15 protein-coding genes and 1 riboswitch are annotated in these 14,029 nt (G+C 62.2%); of the genes, 10 read left to right on the top strand and 5 right to left on the bottom strand.

The genetic code is table 11. From position 1 onward, the window contains the following. The first annotated feature begins 12 nt into the window (after nt 1-12). The 3 genes from cueR to EEY80_RS08915 all read left to right on the top strand — a co-directional run bounded on the left by cueR (nt 13) and on the right by EEY80_RS08915 (nt 1,702). Nucleotides 13-483 (top strand): Cu(I)-responsive transcriptional regulator, encoded by a 471-nt coding sequence (gene cueR, locus EEY80_RS08925; protein WP_126976237.1) that lies wholly within the window; start codon nt 13-15, stop codon nt 481-483. 17 nt (nt 484-500) lie between these two features. Next, nucleotides 501-716: riboswitch (cobalamin riboswitch) on the top strand. A 35-nt stretch (nt 717-751) separates the two neighbouring features. Continuing rightward, on the top strand, nt 752-928 hold the full coding sequence (locus EEY80_RS08920; protein WP_126976236.1) for a CbtB domain-containing protein: 177 nt from the start codon (nt 752-754) through the stop codon (nt 926-928). Between the two features lie 18 nt (nt 929-946). Then, nucleotides 947-1,702, top strand: a complete 756-nt coding sequence (locus tag EEY80_RS08915) for a CbtA family protein (RefSeq protein ID WP_126976235.1) — start codon at nt 947-949, stop codon at nt 1,700-1,702. A 135-nt stretch (nt 1,703-1,837) separates the two neighbouring features. Here the strand turns inward: EEY80_RS08915 and EEY80_RS08910 are convergent, their stop codons facing one another. Then, nucleotides 1,838-2,905 carry a hypothetical protein gene (locus EEY80_RS08910; protein ID WP_164738204.1) on the bottom strand — a complete coding sequence of 356 codons (1,068 nt, stop codon included), beginning with the start codon at nt 2,903-2,905 and terminating at the stop codon, nt 1,838-1,840. A 226-nt stretch (nt 2,906-3,131) separates the two neighbouring features. On the opposite strand from EEY80_RS08910, the gene EEY80_RS08905 reads away from it, so the two are divergent. After that, entirely contained in the window at nt 3,132-4,016 is an 885-nt protein-coding gene (locus tag EEY80_RS08905) for a recombinase family protein (protein ID WP_126976234.1), read from the top strand. A 78-nt stretch (nt 4,017-4,094) separates the two neighbouring features. Here EEY80_RS08905 and EEY80_RS08900 read toward each other — a convergent pair whose 3' ends face one another. Together EEY80_RS08900 and EEY80_RS08895 are read right to left on the bottom strand one after the other, a co-directional pair. Beyond that, complete coding sequence (locus EEY80_RS08900) at nt 4,095-4,490, bottom strand: PIN domain-containing protein (RefSeq protein ID WP_018065892.1); 396 nt, start codon at nt 4,488-4,490, stop codon at nt 4,095-4,097. Then, nucleotides 4,480-4,707: an AbrB/MazE/SpoVT family DNA-binding domain-containing protein gene (locus EEY80_RS08895; protein ID WP_018065893.1), complete on the bottom strand. Its 228-nt coding sequence runs from the start codon at nt 4,705-4,707 to the stop codon at nt 4,480-4,482. The genes EEY80_RS08900 and EEY80_RS08895 overlap by 11 nt, the downstream gene beginning before the upstream one ends. Before the next feature lie 214 nt (nt 4,708-4,921). On the opposite strand from EEY80_RS08895, the gene repA reads away from it, so the two are divergent. The 6 genes from repA (at nt 4,922) to EEY80_RS20075 (ending at nt 11,957) form a co-directional block, all read left to right on the top strand. Then, nucleotides 4,922-6,106, top strand: coding sequence for a plasmid partitioning protein RepA (repA, locus tag EEY80_RS08890; protein WP_126976233.1), 1,185 nt, complete (start codon nt 4,922-4,924; stop codon nt 6,104-6,106). Then, a complete protein-coding gene (gene repB / locus EEY80_RS08885; protein ID WP_018065895.1) occupies nt 6,106-7,098 on the top strand; it encodes a plasmid partitioning protein RepB in 993 nt (330 codons plus the stop codon). The genes repA and repB overlap by 1 nt, the downstream gene beginning before the upstream one ends. Before the next feature lie 183 nt (nt 7,099-7,281). Continuing rightward, nucleotides 7,282-8,493, top strand: a complete 1,212-nt coding sequence (gene repC / locus EEY80_RS08880) for a plasmid replication protein RepC (protein WP_126976232.1) — start codon at nt 7,282-7,284, stop codon at nt 8,491-8,493. Between the two features lie 166 nt (nt 8,494-8,659). Beyond that, nucleotides 8,660-10,831 (top strand): ParB/RepB/Spo0J family partition protein, encoded by a 2,172-nt coding sequence (locus EEY80_RS08875; RefSeq protein ID WP_126976231.1) that lies wholly within the window; start codon nt 8,660-8,662, stop codon nt 10,829-10,831. 99 nt (nt 10,832-10,930) lie between these two features. Then, nucleotides 10,931-11,404, top strand: a complete 474-nt coding sequence (locus EEY80_RS08870) for a hypothetical protein (protein ID WP_126976230.1) — start codon at nt 10,931-10,933, stop codon at nt 11,402-11,404. Nucleotides 11,405-11,792: 388 nt separating this feature from the next. Continuing rightward, nucleotides 11,793-11,957 carry a hypothetical protein gene (locus tag EEY80_RS20075; RefSeq protein ID WP_018001789.1) on the top strand — a complete coding sequence of 55 codons (165 nt, stop codon included), beginning with the start codon at nt 11,793-11,795 and terminating at the stop codon, nt 11,955-11,957. A gap of 146 nt (nt 11,958-12,103) precedes the next feature. Here EEY80_RS20075 and EEY80_RS08865 read toward each other — a convergent pair whose 3' ends face one another. Together EEY80_RS08865 and EEY80_RS08860 are read right to left on the bottom strand one after the other, a co-directional pair. Then, nucleotides 12,104-13,198, bottom strand: coding sequence for a Fic family protein (locus EEY80_RS08865; RefSeq protein ID WP_126976229.1), 1,095 nt, complete (start codon nt 13,196-13,198; stop codon nt 12,104-12,106). Nucleotides 13,199-13,316: 118 nt separating this feature from the next. After that, nucleotides 13,317-13,634, bottom strand: a complete 318-nt coding sequence (locus EEY80_RS08860) for an H-NS histone family protein (RefSeq protein WP_126976228.1) — start codon at nt 13,632-13,634, stop codon at nt 13,317-13,319. Nucleotides 13,635-14,029 lie beyond the last annotated feature (395 nt).

Raw genomic sequence — 14,029 nt, 5'->3', positions numbered from 1 at the left:
GGAGGACCTGAGATGAACATCGGTGAAGCTTCAAAATCTTCGGGCGTTTCTGCCAAAATGATCCGCTACTATGAGTCGATCGGACTCATTCCGGCAGCAGGAAGGACGGTTGCAGGATATCGCGTCTATACGATGACCGATGTTCAGCTTCTGCGCTTCATCCGAAGGGCGCGGGATCTGGGCTTCTCCGTCGAGAAGATCGAGGAGTTGCTGGCGCTCTGGCAGGATCGTTCACGGCAGAGCGCCGATGTGAAACAGATTGCACTTGAGCAGATCGCCGGTCTTGAAGTTCGAATTCGTGAAATGCAGGCAATGATGGACACGCTTCGCCATCTGGCGGATGCGTGCTGCGGCGATCACCGCCCGGACTGTCCGATCCTAGCAGACCTCGTGAATGGCCCCGATCAAGGCAGTAATGGTGGCCAGGATGAACGAACTCCCGCGTCCCGCTCCGAAAAGGCTGCCGGGCTTCAAGCGCATTGACATTCTACGGCCTGCGCATGATCGTGATCTTGTTTGGTGTTCATGGGATGCAGAGTCCCCGAACTCAATCGGGAATGAGGAAGGGTGGACCCAATAGCGGCACCCGACGCCTCAGCCGCCCCCGCGACTGTATGCGGTAGTGGCCCTTCGATATGCCACTGGGCAACTGCCCGGGAAGGCGAAGGGTTGCAGTGACCGTGAGCCAGGAGACCGGCCAGACAGGAGGCTTAACCCCAATCCCGTCGGGTGTGACGGGCGGAGAAACTTCATGTCTGCCACCACTCTTTCCACCGCGTCCGTACAGCACGCAGGTCTGGTTCGGCCCATCCTGACCAGTGCTGTCCTTGGTACGTTTCTCATCTTTGCGGCAGGTTTTGCCTCTTCAGATGCGCTGCATGCCGCAACACATGATACCCGCCACGCCACTGGCTTTCCCTGTCACTGACAGATCGAGTTCGCTGACATGACGAGATCCCTGTTGTCCGGCGGGGTGATTGCGGGTGCTATTACAGGTCTCGCGGTTGCCTTTCTGCAGTTTTTTCTGATCCAGCCACTCATCATCGAAGCCGAGCGATACGAGACCGGCGAACTTGTCCTGATGGGGGTGGCGCAAGATGACCCCTCGGGATCGAGTGGCGATCCTGTCCTGCCTGCGCACGATGCCGACGACGCTGACGAAGAGGTTGGTATCGTCGTGCGAAACGGCCTGACGGTCCTGACTTTGGTCTTGACCTGGTCAGGCTTTGGCCTGGTCGCGGGAGCTGCTCTTGCAACACACCGTGCCCTGTGGGGTCCACACAGCATTTCTGCACCCGCGCTCGCCCTTTCCGGCTTCGCTGCTTTCGCCCTGTCACCCAGCTTGGGACTGCCACCGGAGTTGCCAGGCATGCTGGCCGCTGATCTGTCGGACAGGCAAATGTGGTGGGTCATGTCGGCGGCGGCGACGGTGGCGGGGCTTTTCCTCGCCAGTGGGGTCAAGTCCTGGCCTGGGCGTCTCGCAGGGCTTGCCTTGATGGTGGCCCCCCACCTTCTCGGGGCACCGCAGCCACCTGCTTCCGTCCCGGTCATTCCTCCGGATTTGGCCGCGCTCTACAGTGCCCGGGTACTCGGCCTGAGCCTGATCGGTTGGCTTGCTCTCGCATCCCTTCTCTTCAGATTGATGCCGGAAGACGGGCGGGAGCAACCTACTGCTGTCGCAGAAGCTGTTGATACCCGTTGACAGAGCAGTCGGAACGACGCATGCGCTCCAGTCTTGCGGTGATCCGATCATCGTCCTTCACATCCTGAACCGCACGATGCATGTTGAGGACAACTTTTTTCCGGACGGCTGACACCCCACGCCTGTGAAGGGCTGTCAATTCGCAGCGCGCCACATCCGATACCGCCCCTGCCCCGTCACCTCGCGGATTAGACCCCGCGTCTCCATCCAGGCGAGGTTGCGCTGGACGGCGGCGCGGCTGGCGCCGGTCAGCACCTCAGCCATTGGGGCGGATACAAGAGGCCATTCGGTCAGCACCGCGCGCAAGGCTGGGGGTGTCCTGCCCGAGAGCGTGGCCATCTCGGTTTCGGACCGCGCTGACCAAGCCTCGATGTCGTCGAGGTGCCGCATCGCGGTCCGGCTTGCCGACTCCATCCCGTCGAACCATCGCACCAGTCGGTCAGCGGCTGTACCACCGGCGCGCAGCCCCCCTGCCCCGCCCATGGCGAGAGGGACAAATATCGCTCCCCTGCCCTCGCTGGTCGCAATCCGCGCGGCCGTTACAGCCGCTTCCACACGGTCTCCGTGCTGCCCGAGACCCGCCAAACTCCAAAGGTGGAACCCCATGCAGGCGCGGCTGATCGGGTGGAGATCAGCAGCTTGCGCCATCACGTCCAGCCAACCCCCCGCACGATCCGCGAAGGACTCCGCCTCATTCGCCAAGTTTTCAGGGTCACGGCGATCCACAAAAGCGGCCAGGTCCACCTCCGGCCTTGGCCCTCCCGTCAGGCGTCGCACCGCCCATCCGACGCGTGCCAAGGCGGCCGTGTCGTCTTGAACTCCAGACAGGCGCAGGGCGATCCAGAGCGCCAGTCGATCCGGCCCGATGCGGTCGCCTGCGAACCAGCTTAGGTCGGCTGCTTCGATCAGGGCGAGCCTGTGGCGCCAGCCCTCAGGCCCACGCTTCAATCGTTCGTCCAGAGCGCCAATCCGCCCCGCGACGCGGGCGAGCCGCGCGGCATGACCCGCCTCGGCCTTCCGCCAGTCATCAAGAACCGCCGTCGCGCGGGGTTCGGCTCTGGGGCCGGGCGGCAGATCGTCGGGCTCGTCTTCGATCGGACCGGGCAGGAACCACAAATCGTCTTCCGATCTCTCCTCGGCCTCTTCCACCCCGGTCAGAGGGTCATCAAAACTATCATGTAGAGCAGATGCTTGAGGCTTCATATGTGCAAAATACGCACGTTTTGCACTTTACCCAAGGGTTTTCTTGGGGTGCGTCTGCACTCCTTATATGGCACGCGCGCGCGAATGCCTGCGAGATCTCTCTGATCGCGCGCAGCCCTAGGAAACCAAGGGCATTTCGCTGACCTCAGCAATAGAGAGCGCCCTTGCATCCGTTTACAAACGGTCGTTTATTAGCGCTACATGAAACTGCAAACGGCCCGTTTTGATGCCCCTGATCGGTTACGCGCGCGTCTCGACCGAGGATCAGACCCCCCTGCCCCAGTCGCAGGCCCTGAAGTCAGCGGGCTGCGTCGAGATTCACGAGGAGCAGGCCTCGGGCGGCAATCGCGCACGGCCCGTGCTGGCCCGCGTGCTGGAACGGATCGGCAAAGGCGACACGCTGGTCGTCGTGCGCATCGACCGCCTGGCGCGGTCGCTTTCGCACCTGCTGGAGGTGATCGAGCGACTGGAGGCAAAGGGTGCCTTCTTCCGCTCGCTCACTGATCCGATCGACACGTCCTCCCCACAGGGTAAGTTCACCCTCCAGGTCCTCGGCGCCGCAGCCGAGTTCGAGCGTGCCCTGATCCGCGAACGCACCAAGGCGGGGCTGGCCTCGGCGCGTAGCAAGGGGCGGATCGGTGGCAACCCGGGTCTGCGCGCCCGCGATCCCGCGGCGCTGCGCAAGGTGCGGCTGGCGCGACAGGACGGCTACATGGAACGGCTGAACGAGACGGCGCAGGACTGGGTGCCCCATGTGCGACGCCTGCGGCCCGACATGGCCTGGGAAGACGTGCTGCGCATCGTCAACGGCCCCCTGCCCCGCGAGCGCCAATGGACGCAAAGCCGCCTTTTGCGCGCAGTCAACGCCTATGTGCGGGACGGCTTCCTACCGCCCACGGTACTGGACCGCGCCGGCCGCCGCGAAACCGACGACCGCCTGCCCGCCATCGTCGCCGCCATCAAGGGCGCGGACCCCGACATCACACTTCAGGCGATCTGCACTCGACTGGACGCGATGCGCGAGCGTACGCCCCGCGGGCGGACAAGCTGGCAGCCCTCCTCGGTGAAGATGCTGCTGGAGAGGGCTGAGAGGCTGGGGCTGCTTGCGTAGTCGAGATACCTTGCAAATTCTCCACGACATGGAAGGATTACAAGGCTTTGGCCACCGCCATGCTCAGAAACTCTCTGCTCACGCAAAGGGGTTGATGATGCGAAGCTGGCCTTCGACCAGCAGGCCATCTTGCATGTCCTCGCTCCACAGCGTGGTGCAGCCCGCAACCAAAGCGCTGGCCACGATCATCGCGTCGTAGATCGAGAAGCCGTAGCGTTCCGCCAAGGCACGGCCGACGTCATGGGTCTGGAGGGTCAGGTCTTCGACGGGGCACAAAGCACGCACTCCTTCGAGAAACGCCCCTGCTTCTTCCCAGCTTAGGCCAGCCTTGCGGCGACAGTTCACCAGCGTCTCGTTTAGGACCTGAACGCTGATCCGGGGCCCCTGCCCCAGGATAATCTCGGCGCGATCGGCCTTTGGGCCATCGTCGAGCAGGTAAAGAACGACATTCGTGTCCGCGAACTCAGCGCTCATGCGCGTCATCGCGGCTCAGGCGCTCTGCAGCGGGCAGCTTGCCCCGGAAGCGGCGCAGGCCCGTCAGCACCTCATCCGCGCGCGCCAGACGACGGACTCTGACCTGGCCGTCGTCCTTGACCAGATCGATCTGATCGCCTTCCTTGAGGCCAAGCTCCCGGACAAGCTCCGCGGGCAAGCGGACGGCGAGCGAGTTGCCCCATTTTGCGACCTGCATCGTGGCCTCCTGCGTGGATATACGATCAGTAATGTATATCACACTAGCTACATGGGCAAGCCTGTCCGCTGCTTGGGCTACTCTTGTGCGTCGCGCAGTGGCTGACACCAGATTTAGAAAGTGCTTGCACGAATCTGAGTCCTCCGGCAATAGTCACGGAAAAGGGCGACTAAACGCCGAAATCCGTGAACACGCCACGGACGCGCGAGGGTAGATGAGCAGAGCCGATACACCAGAAGACCTGAACGCTGTGATCCGCCAGCACTCCGAGTTGTTGGCGGCGCAATTGCATTCGCAACGTGAGAGCCTGTTCCCGCCCGACGCTTCGAAGACTATGCGCAAATTCACCTCTGGGGAAGCTGCTGCACTGCTGGGCGTCAACGACTCATACCTCAGGAAACTTCACCTTGATGGCAAGGGGCCGTCGCCAGAGGTCTCATCGGGGAACCGGCGGCATTACTCGGCCGAAGATATCCATAACTTGCGGGTCCTGTTGGAGAAAACGGCTCGCAAGCCGGGAGACTATCTGCCTGGTCGCCGCGCTGGGGATCATCTTCAGATCATCGGCGTGATGAACTTCAAGGGTGGCAGCGGCAAGACAACCTCCTCGGCGCATCTTGCGCAGCGGTTGGCCCTCAAGGGGTACCGTGTCCTGGCAATCGACCTTGATCCGCAGGCTTCGCTTACGGCCTTGCACGGGGTTCAGCCAGAATTCGACCTACGTGATGGTGGCACACTCTACGATGCGATCCGCTACGAAGACCCGGTTCCGATCGCAGAGGTCATCCGCAAGACCTACATACCAAACTTGGATCTGATTCCTGGAAACCTCGAACTCATGGAGTTCGAGCACGAAACGCCCCGGGCTCTTTCTCGTGGCAACGCGGGCTTGTTCTTCTTCCGTGTGAAGGAGGCGCTGGCACAGGTCGATGATCGGTATGACGTCGTCGTCATCGACTGTCCTCCGCAACTTGGGTTCTTGACTATGTCCGCACTGTCGGCCGCGACAGGCGTTCTTGTGACGATCCATCCCGAGATGCTCGACGTGATGTCGATGAGCCAGTTCCTCAGGATGACAGCCGACCTCATGGATGTCATCGCCGACAGTGGAGCCGACATGTCGCATGACTGGATGCGCTATCTGTTGACCCGCTATGAGCCGACGGACGCGCCACAGAACCGCATCGTCGCCTTCCTGCGGACGATGTACGGAGACAAGGTATTAAACGCTCCGATGCTCAAGTCGACGGCCATCTCGGATGCCGGCCTGACGAAGCAGACCCTGTACGAAGTCGAGCGGAGCGCCTTCACCCGGACTACCTATGACCGGGCAATCGAAAGCCTGAATGCCGTCAACGATGAGATCGCCCAGCTCATCCAGAAGACGTGGGGGCGCTGATGACCGACAGCAAGAAAAAGCGCATGTCCATGCTCGACAGTTTGGCGGCGGCGGGCACGCCCCCTCCCCCGGGCAGCATGATGTCAAGTAATCGGGCGCTCCGCTCTGCGCGCGATGCCGTGGATGCTCACCATGTCTGGGAACTCGATCCGGTTGAGATCGAGGACGAAAGGTATTCAGATCGCCTCGACCCCAAGGATGTGCATGATCTACGCGCCTCGATAGAGCAGAACGGCCAGACCGTCCCCATTCTCGTAAGGCGCCACCCGACCGAGACCAATCGCTATCTCCTTGTCTATGGACGCCGACGTCTTGAGGCCATTCGTGCCTCCGACAAGGTCAAGAAGGTTCGAGCGCTTATCGCGAACCTGGACGATACGGCCGCGTTGCGCGCCCAGGTTTCCGAGAACACCGGACGGCGCGACCTCAGTTACATCGAACGCTCCCTCTTTGCCCAGGAGCTGCTCGACAACGGCTTTGGTTCGCAGGCTCAGATTGCCGAAGTGCTGAACGTGACCCGTTCTGCGGTTTCGATGTCGATCTCGGTTGCCAAGGCGATCGGGACTGCCTTGGCCCATGCGATCGGACCGGCTCATGGAATCGGGCGCCCCAGATGGGAATCCTTGGCGAAGGAACTTTCCAACGCCGGCATGGGCATGGACGAGCTGTGCCGGGTTGCGATTGATGCCCGTGGCAAAGCAGCCGCAGGCGTACCGGCCGACGAGGAGCCCCAGGTTGATCCTTCGGTCGCGGCATTTGAGGCCGTTGTCCGTCATGTGAGGAGGACCAGTGGTCCTTCTCTTGACAGGAGGCCGAGACCAAAAGCGACGCCCCTTTTGATCGATGGCGCACCTGTGGGAGCCATCAAGAGGTCGGCTCGGGCAGTCAGGCTGGACCTAACGGATGTGGACGATGCCTTTGCACAGTGGCTCGACGCCCGTGCGCAGGACGTCCTCGAAGAGCTTCATGATCGCTGGAAACGCGAGACATGAAGAGAGGTAGAGCAGCAACAAGAAGGAGGCACGGTACAGGCTAAAGAAAAGGTCCCGCAAAGCTTGCGCTCCACGAGACCCCAACTTTGATCTTAGCACCTTCAAGGTAGTGGGCCAGCGCGCAAACCGCAAGTCATATGTGATTCGCGGCGCAGTCTTTCTTTGCCTTCGTGAACTGACATCATGGAGTACACACCGATTTCGCCGTTTATGCGGCCGATCTCGCACGCCCATCTGCGCGTGGTCGAGCGGCCTGAGGCGTCTGTTCCAGGCAAGCCTGTCAACAAGTGGGAGCTCCTTCGCGAGCTTTCGAAGGCGCAGGCCGCCTTTGGGGTTACTGAGCGCGATCTGACCGTCCTGCAGGGGCTTCTCAGCTTCTTTCCCGATGATGCGCTTGGCGGGAACGCCGAGATGGTCGTCTTCCCGTCCAACAAGGCGATCTGCGAGCGGCTGAATGGCATGCCCTGCTCCACGATGCGCCGTCACCTGGCCCGCCTGGTCGAGGCAGGCTTGCTGATGCGTCGCGATAGCCCCAACGGGAAGAGGTATGTCCGCAAGCATGGCGATGGGCGCGTGGCTTTCGGCTTTGATCTCTCGCCACTCTACTGCCGGTCCGAAGAGGTGGCACGGGCCGCAGAGGCCGTGCGTGAGGTAGAGGGTCGTGTGCGGCGACTGCGCGAGGTCGTGAGCCTCATGCGGCGCGATCTCGCTGCTCTTGCGGAGTTTGGAGAGGATATCCAGCCAGGCCTTGGCCTATGGGATCAGCTACGCGACAAGGCGGCCCTCATTGCCCGCGCCCTCCGCCGCAAGCTCGCGATCGAGGAGCTTTCGGCATACCGAGCAGACCTCGAGGCCCTTCTCGACCATGCTCGCAACGTCATTGACGGTCCTGAAACAGAAGAAATGAACACCAATGGTGCCAGTTTTGAGCGTCATCATCATAATTCAAATGAAGAATCTATAGATCTTGAACCTGCCTTAGAAAAAGGCGGGGCGGCGGCCGGCGCGCCAGATGTTGAAACGGATGTGCCATTTGCTGACCTGGAAGAAGCAGACACAAGACGCGTGCCAAAGATCCCGCTTCATCTGGTGATCGCGGGCTGCCCGTCGCTCAAAACCTTCTACCAGGGCGATATCCGCCACTGGCATCAGCTTTTCGACGCGGCTTGCCATGTACGGCCCGCCATGGGCATCAGTGCGTCCGCTTGGGAAGAAGCGCAACGGTTCATGGGCCCCGAACAGGCCTCGATCGTTGTTGTCGCCATGCTGGAACGCTTTGCTCACATTAGATCGCCCGGCGGATACCTCCGTGCGCTGACATCGAAGGCGGCGGCGGGCGAGTTCTCCTGCGGGCCGATGGTCATGGCACTGATGTCGCGACGAACCGCGGCATGATGTTCACAGCTGTGAACTCTTGTCACGCTCGAGACAGTTCACAGCTGTGAACTGTCGGACGGGTCGCGCGACGATGAACGTAGAGAGGGAAAGGTTGGGGGTTTGAAGGGTGACGGGAAGTGAGATCGGGAGAGTGGCTTCCGGCGACCGTTGTGGAGAAGATCTGATGGCGAAAGCAGCTCAGAAAATCACCCTGTCCCCCTCACGGGACATCCCCTTCGACAAGCTCGTGCTGAGCCAGTCCAACGTGCGGCGCATCAAGGCGGGCGTTTCGGTGGAAGAGCTGGCCGAGGACATCGCGCGGCGCGGGCTCCTGCAGAGCCTGAACGTGCGGCCCGTAGTCGATGCCGATGGTGTCGAGACCGGGATGTTCGAGATCCCGGCCGGCGGCCGTCGCTTCCAGGCACTGTCACTGCTGGTGAAGCAGAAGCGACTCGCGAAGACCGCGCCGATCCCCTGCATCGTGCGGGATGCTGCGTCGGAGATTCTGGCCGAGGACGACTCGCTGGCAGAGAATATGCAGCGCGTCGCCCTGCATCCGCTCGACCAGTTCCGCGCGTTTCAGGCCTTGCGTGAAAAGGGTCAGGGCGAGGAAGCGATCGCGGCGGCCTTCTTCGTCACGCCGCAGATCGTCAAGCAGCGCCTGAAACTCGCGTCCGTGGCCCCTGCCCTGCTCGAGGTCTATGCCGAGGATGGCATGACGCTGGAACAGCTGATGGCCTTCACCGTGAACCCCGATCATGCGCGTCAGGCGCAGGTCTGGGATGCGGTGAAGAACTCCTGGAACAAGGAGCCCTACGCCATCCGGCGTATGCTTACCGAGACCTCTGTCCGGGCCTCCGATCGTCGCGCGGTCTTCGTCGGTGTCGATGCCTATGAGGCGGCGGGCGGTGTCGTCCTGCGCGATCTCTTCCAGGGCGATGACGGTGGCTGGCTCGAGGACCCTGCCCTGCTCGACCGGTTGGTGGCCGAGAAGCTTCAGGCGGAAGCCGAGGCGCTGGTCGTCGAGGGCTGGAAGTGGATCGAGGTCGCGACCGACCTGCCCTATGGCTACAGCCACGGTCTGCGGCGTCTGGCCGGTGATCCCGCCCCGATGACCGACGAGGAAAGCGCGGCCCACGCTGTGCTCCTCGCAGAGTATCGGGCGCTGGAAGAGGAATACTCTGGTCAGGACGAATATCCCGTGGAGATCGATGCCCGGCTCGGGCAACTCGAGATGGCCATGGAAGCGCTCGAACAGCGGCCGCTGATCTACGATCTGGCCGAAGTTGCGCGCGCTGGCGTCTTTGTGACGCTGGATCGGGACGGCAGCCTTGCGATCTATCGCGGCTATGTCCGGCCCGAGGATGAGCCGCGCGAGAAGACCGCGGTCCAGGATGGCGATGGTCCGGATGCCATGGGGCAGGGGGGTGATGCTGGTGTTTCCAGTTGGAACCCGTCGGCGACCTCCGCCGGGGGCACCGTCATCACCTCGGGCGGTCAGCCGGTCGGCGCGGATGCGTCCGATGAGGAAGATGACGGTGCGCTAAAGCCGCTGCCCGAGCGGCTGGTCACGGAGCTGACCGCCCATCGGACCCTCGCGCTGCGTGAGGCCATCGGGCGTTCGCCGGATGTTGCTCTGACGCTTCTGCTCCTGAAGGTGGTGACGGATACCTTCCGCACCTCCTCTGCCACGGGCAGCTGTCTCGAGGCTTCGGTGCGTCACGTCTACATGTCGGCGCAGGCACCCGATCTGAAGGACAGCACCGTGGCCAAACTGGTCGATGAGCGTCACGCAGCCTGGGAGGCCGCTCTGCCCCTCGGCGATGATGCGGCGCTCTGGGACTATCTGACGGCTCTCGACCAGGGCAGCCGTCTCGCCCTTCTGGCGCATTGCCTCAGCTTCGGGATCAACGCGCTCCATGAGAAGGTGAACCCCTATGGGGCTGGCATCTCCGCCAGCGGTCTGACTCGTCGCATGGCGCATGCCGATCTCGTGGCCCGGGCGGTCGATCTTGACATGGTCGAAGCAGGCTGGGAGCCGACGGTCGATGGCTACCTTAACCGCGTGCCCAAGGCCCGGATCCTCGAGGCTGTTCGCGAGGCGAAGGGGGAGGGGACTGCGCAGCTTCTCGATCACCTGAAAAAGGGCGAGATGGCGACCGAGGCCGAGCGGCTCCTCAAGGGCAGCGGCTGGTTGCCCGAGGTCCTGCGCCGGGTCGATCTGGCGGCAGGCGATGGCGAGGTAATCGCAGAAGGGCAGGGGGAGGACGCGGGTCAGGCCGAGGAAGTCGATCTTCCCGCCTTTCTGACGGCCGGTCTGCCGGAAAGCGCCGCGTCGATGATGGCCGCAGAGTGATCTGAGGCATGCGGGGGCGGGGAAACCCGCCCCTTCTCTTACAAAACACAGCAATATCAATATGATGAATGCAAGAGCTCGCATTCAGGATGAGGAATCATGTCTGCAACAACCATCATCGACACAGCCCCCCTCGGGGCGCTTATTCGCTACACCGACGGCAGTCTCAGGCCGCCGGCACGTTTCACCAAGAAGCTTGCCGCCTGGGAGCACTCGAACGGCGTGGGTCGTCTCGTGAAGAAGGAGCCGCCCCGGGTCTATCCGACCTGGACGGCACCTGCCTCTTTCACGCTGCATGAAGGAAACTTCTCCTCGGACGGGGTCATTCTCGTCACGATCATGCGCAGTCATTCGGCCGACAGCCGTCTGATCTTCGAAGTGGCCGAGGTACCGAAGGCCGGGCAGGTGCGTGTGCTCCTCGACTTCGGGGGCAACACTGAATTGCTGCATCTGGCGGAGTCCGTCACTGCGGCCGAGCTCTGGATCGCGCGAGAGGGCTATCGCAACGCACGGCTCGAAATCGTTGGCGCCGAGGACGGCGATAGGGCAGGGGGCGCGGACCTGGCCGCCTGAGCCCTGAGATTGTGTGAGGGGCCTGCCGAAGGGCGGGCCTCTCACCGATCGCACCTTCGTCCCGCGATGCCGCGGGGCGCCAAAGGATCCATCTCCCAAGAAGGAGGTCTTCAACGAAGAGCCTGGCCGGGAGGCCGGCGGCGTTCCACGCATCAACGGAACAATCGGCTCCTGACGTTGGGGCACCATCCCCCGCTCGCCATTCCCTTCCTTGCCCCGAATCCCGTCTTCGAGATCAACCCGCGAGGGGTCGGACTACGGGCAAGCCCGTGCCGCCGGGTGGATTCGGACGAGCCGAACGCACCCGGTGATGTCAGCCAGTCTTCGGGCCTGCGGGGTCCTGTCGCGCGGGGGATGGTCCCCCGCCTCCAAGACAGGAGCCAAACAGATGTCCCGCAAAGATGCACACGCCTTCGCCGCCTCCCTCGCCGCCACGCTCATGGTCTCGATCGTTGTCTTCCAGGCAGGGGATGGAACCTTCGGCGCCGTCCCCGCCGATGAAATCGACGGCGACGAGGTTCAAGTGGTCGCTGAGGTCGACCCGTGGGCATAATGCCCACTGTTTCTCCCGAGACTCGGCATCGGGGCAGGGGCCCCGATCCGGGCCGTTCGGCTTTCAGACCTCTCGTTGGCCCGGAAATTTGAGGCGACGCGGAGGTCGGCACGACTGCCCAAGGAGCCGAACGCCCGGTGTCGAGTTTACGGTCCGCCCGAAACGTCGAGGAAGAGTTTCACCAGGGCGACGTTGATGAAGTAGTTGTGCTTTCCAGAGCGGTGCTTTTCGACAAAGCCCTGCTCAGCCAAAGTATCGAGATACTTCGCGGCCGTCTGCCGACTGACATCCAGATCGTTCTGCAGATATTCGATCCGGGTGTAGGGATGGCGAAACAAGTTGTTCAGAAGTTCCTGGCTGTACATCTTCGGCAAGTTCTCACGTAGGCGATGCTTCACGTCCGCCATTTGCTGTCGGATGCCGGTGACAATCTCGACGGTTGTGGCAGAAGTCTCTGCAACGGCCTGCAGCATGTAAATGACCCAGGGTTCCCATTCGCCCGTGTCGCGCACCGCCTGAAGGTGCCTGTAGTAGTCCGCTTTGTTACGGGTGATGAACCGCGACAGGTAGAGCACCGGGATGTCGAGCAACCCCGTTCTGGTGAGATAAAGTACGTTCAGGATGCGCCCGATCCGTCCGTTCCCATCCGGAAACGGGTGGATGCTTTCGAACTGATGATGGATCAAAGCCATCTTGATGAGCGGATCGAGATCGCTGAGTTCATCGTCGTTGATGAACCGTTCGAGCGCCGTCATGTGGCGGACAATTTCGTTCGCGTCCTGGGGCGGAACGAAGACGATCTCCCCTGTTTGCTCGTTCTTGAGGGCAGTGCCCGGTGTCACGCGAAATCCATCGCTGCGGTCCTTCAGCAAGCGGAACATGTCGATCAGGGCCGAATTCGGGATGAGGCCGCCGGTTTCGCCCAAGCGTGCGTATCCGAGCCGCAGAGCGTCGCGATACAGCGCCACTTCCTTTGCCGCAGGGGACTGCGGATCGTCAGGGAAAACATCCGCCTGAAACAGTTCATCCTGCGTAGTGACGATGTTTTCGACTTCCGACGAAGCCTTGGCTTCCTGAAGCGCTAGGGTATCGATCAGGATGCCTTGGTTCGGAATGGTCTTCGCCTGACCTTTCAGATCCGCAAGCGCGCGGCTCGCTCCCGCGAGCGCCTTCAGCACCGGAACGGTCTCGATCTCGGCCGGGGGTGGCAGGGCAGGAATGGCATAGGTCGGCTTTAACATGCGCTCCGCGTCGTGTTAAGAAATCGTCGTTTTTCTAACATGATCGAACAGTCGTGTCAGCAAAAACCGGTTTCCTTAACTTGGCCATGCTTCGCCCGGGCGGGGTCACCCAACTCCGTCAGACTGCCAGAGCGCTCGGGTCCTTGCCGGAGTTGATGTGGTCTGCGAACCACTGCGGTTTCCGGCCACGGCCCGACCAGGTGAGGGCCGCGTTCTCAGGGTGCCTGTACTTCGCGAGGGCCGGCGCACGGGTGGCTTTCACCTCAATACCGATCAGCTCGGCGAGGGAGTAGCCCATCTCTTTGACGATTGCTTCCAGCTTGGTGCGGGCTTCGGCCTTGTGACGGTCCTCATAGGTGGAAATCGCCTTGGCGAGGTCCTTCTGCAATTGCCGCAGTTCCTTGAGCGACAGTGCCTCGAGATTGAAATCAGCCATTGGGCCCTTGTGTCCTGAATGATGCATCCGGGATAGCCGTCAGGGCGAAACATCGCAACTCCCAGGGAGGTCACCGCGATAGGGCAGGGGGGTGTGGTTGGCTTGAGCTGCCGGGTCAGCGGTTTCGCAAATGCTTCAACCCCGTTGCCATGGCCAGGAAGGCCGAGTTCTGCGAGAGCCCAGGTCGCTCCCATCCCCGGTGCCATCCCTTCGACTGACAATCCCCTAAGCCTGTTCGGCCTCTGGCGCGCAACCCCGCGTCAGTCCGGGCCGTGTTGCCCTTTCAGGGCTGCCCGCTCCACCCCGGCCCTCTGGAGGTTTCCGGTCGACGTTCCGTCTCCCGTGCACGCCTCAGCCGACAGGCTTTTTTCGGGTCTTGTCGAAGGGACGGTCCC

The sequence above is a fragment of the Frigidibacter oleivorans genome, from assembly GCF_003993775.1.
GTDB classification, from domain to species: domain Bacteria; phylum Pseudomonadota; class Alphaproteobacteria; order Rhodobacterales; family Rhodobacteraceae; genus Frigidibacter; species Frigidibacter oleivorans.
The sequence above is the reverse complement of the archived record's forward strand: the minus strand, read 5'-3'. Positions and strand labels throughout refer to the sequence as shown.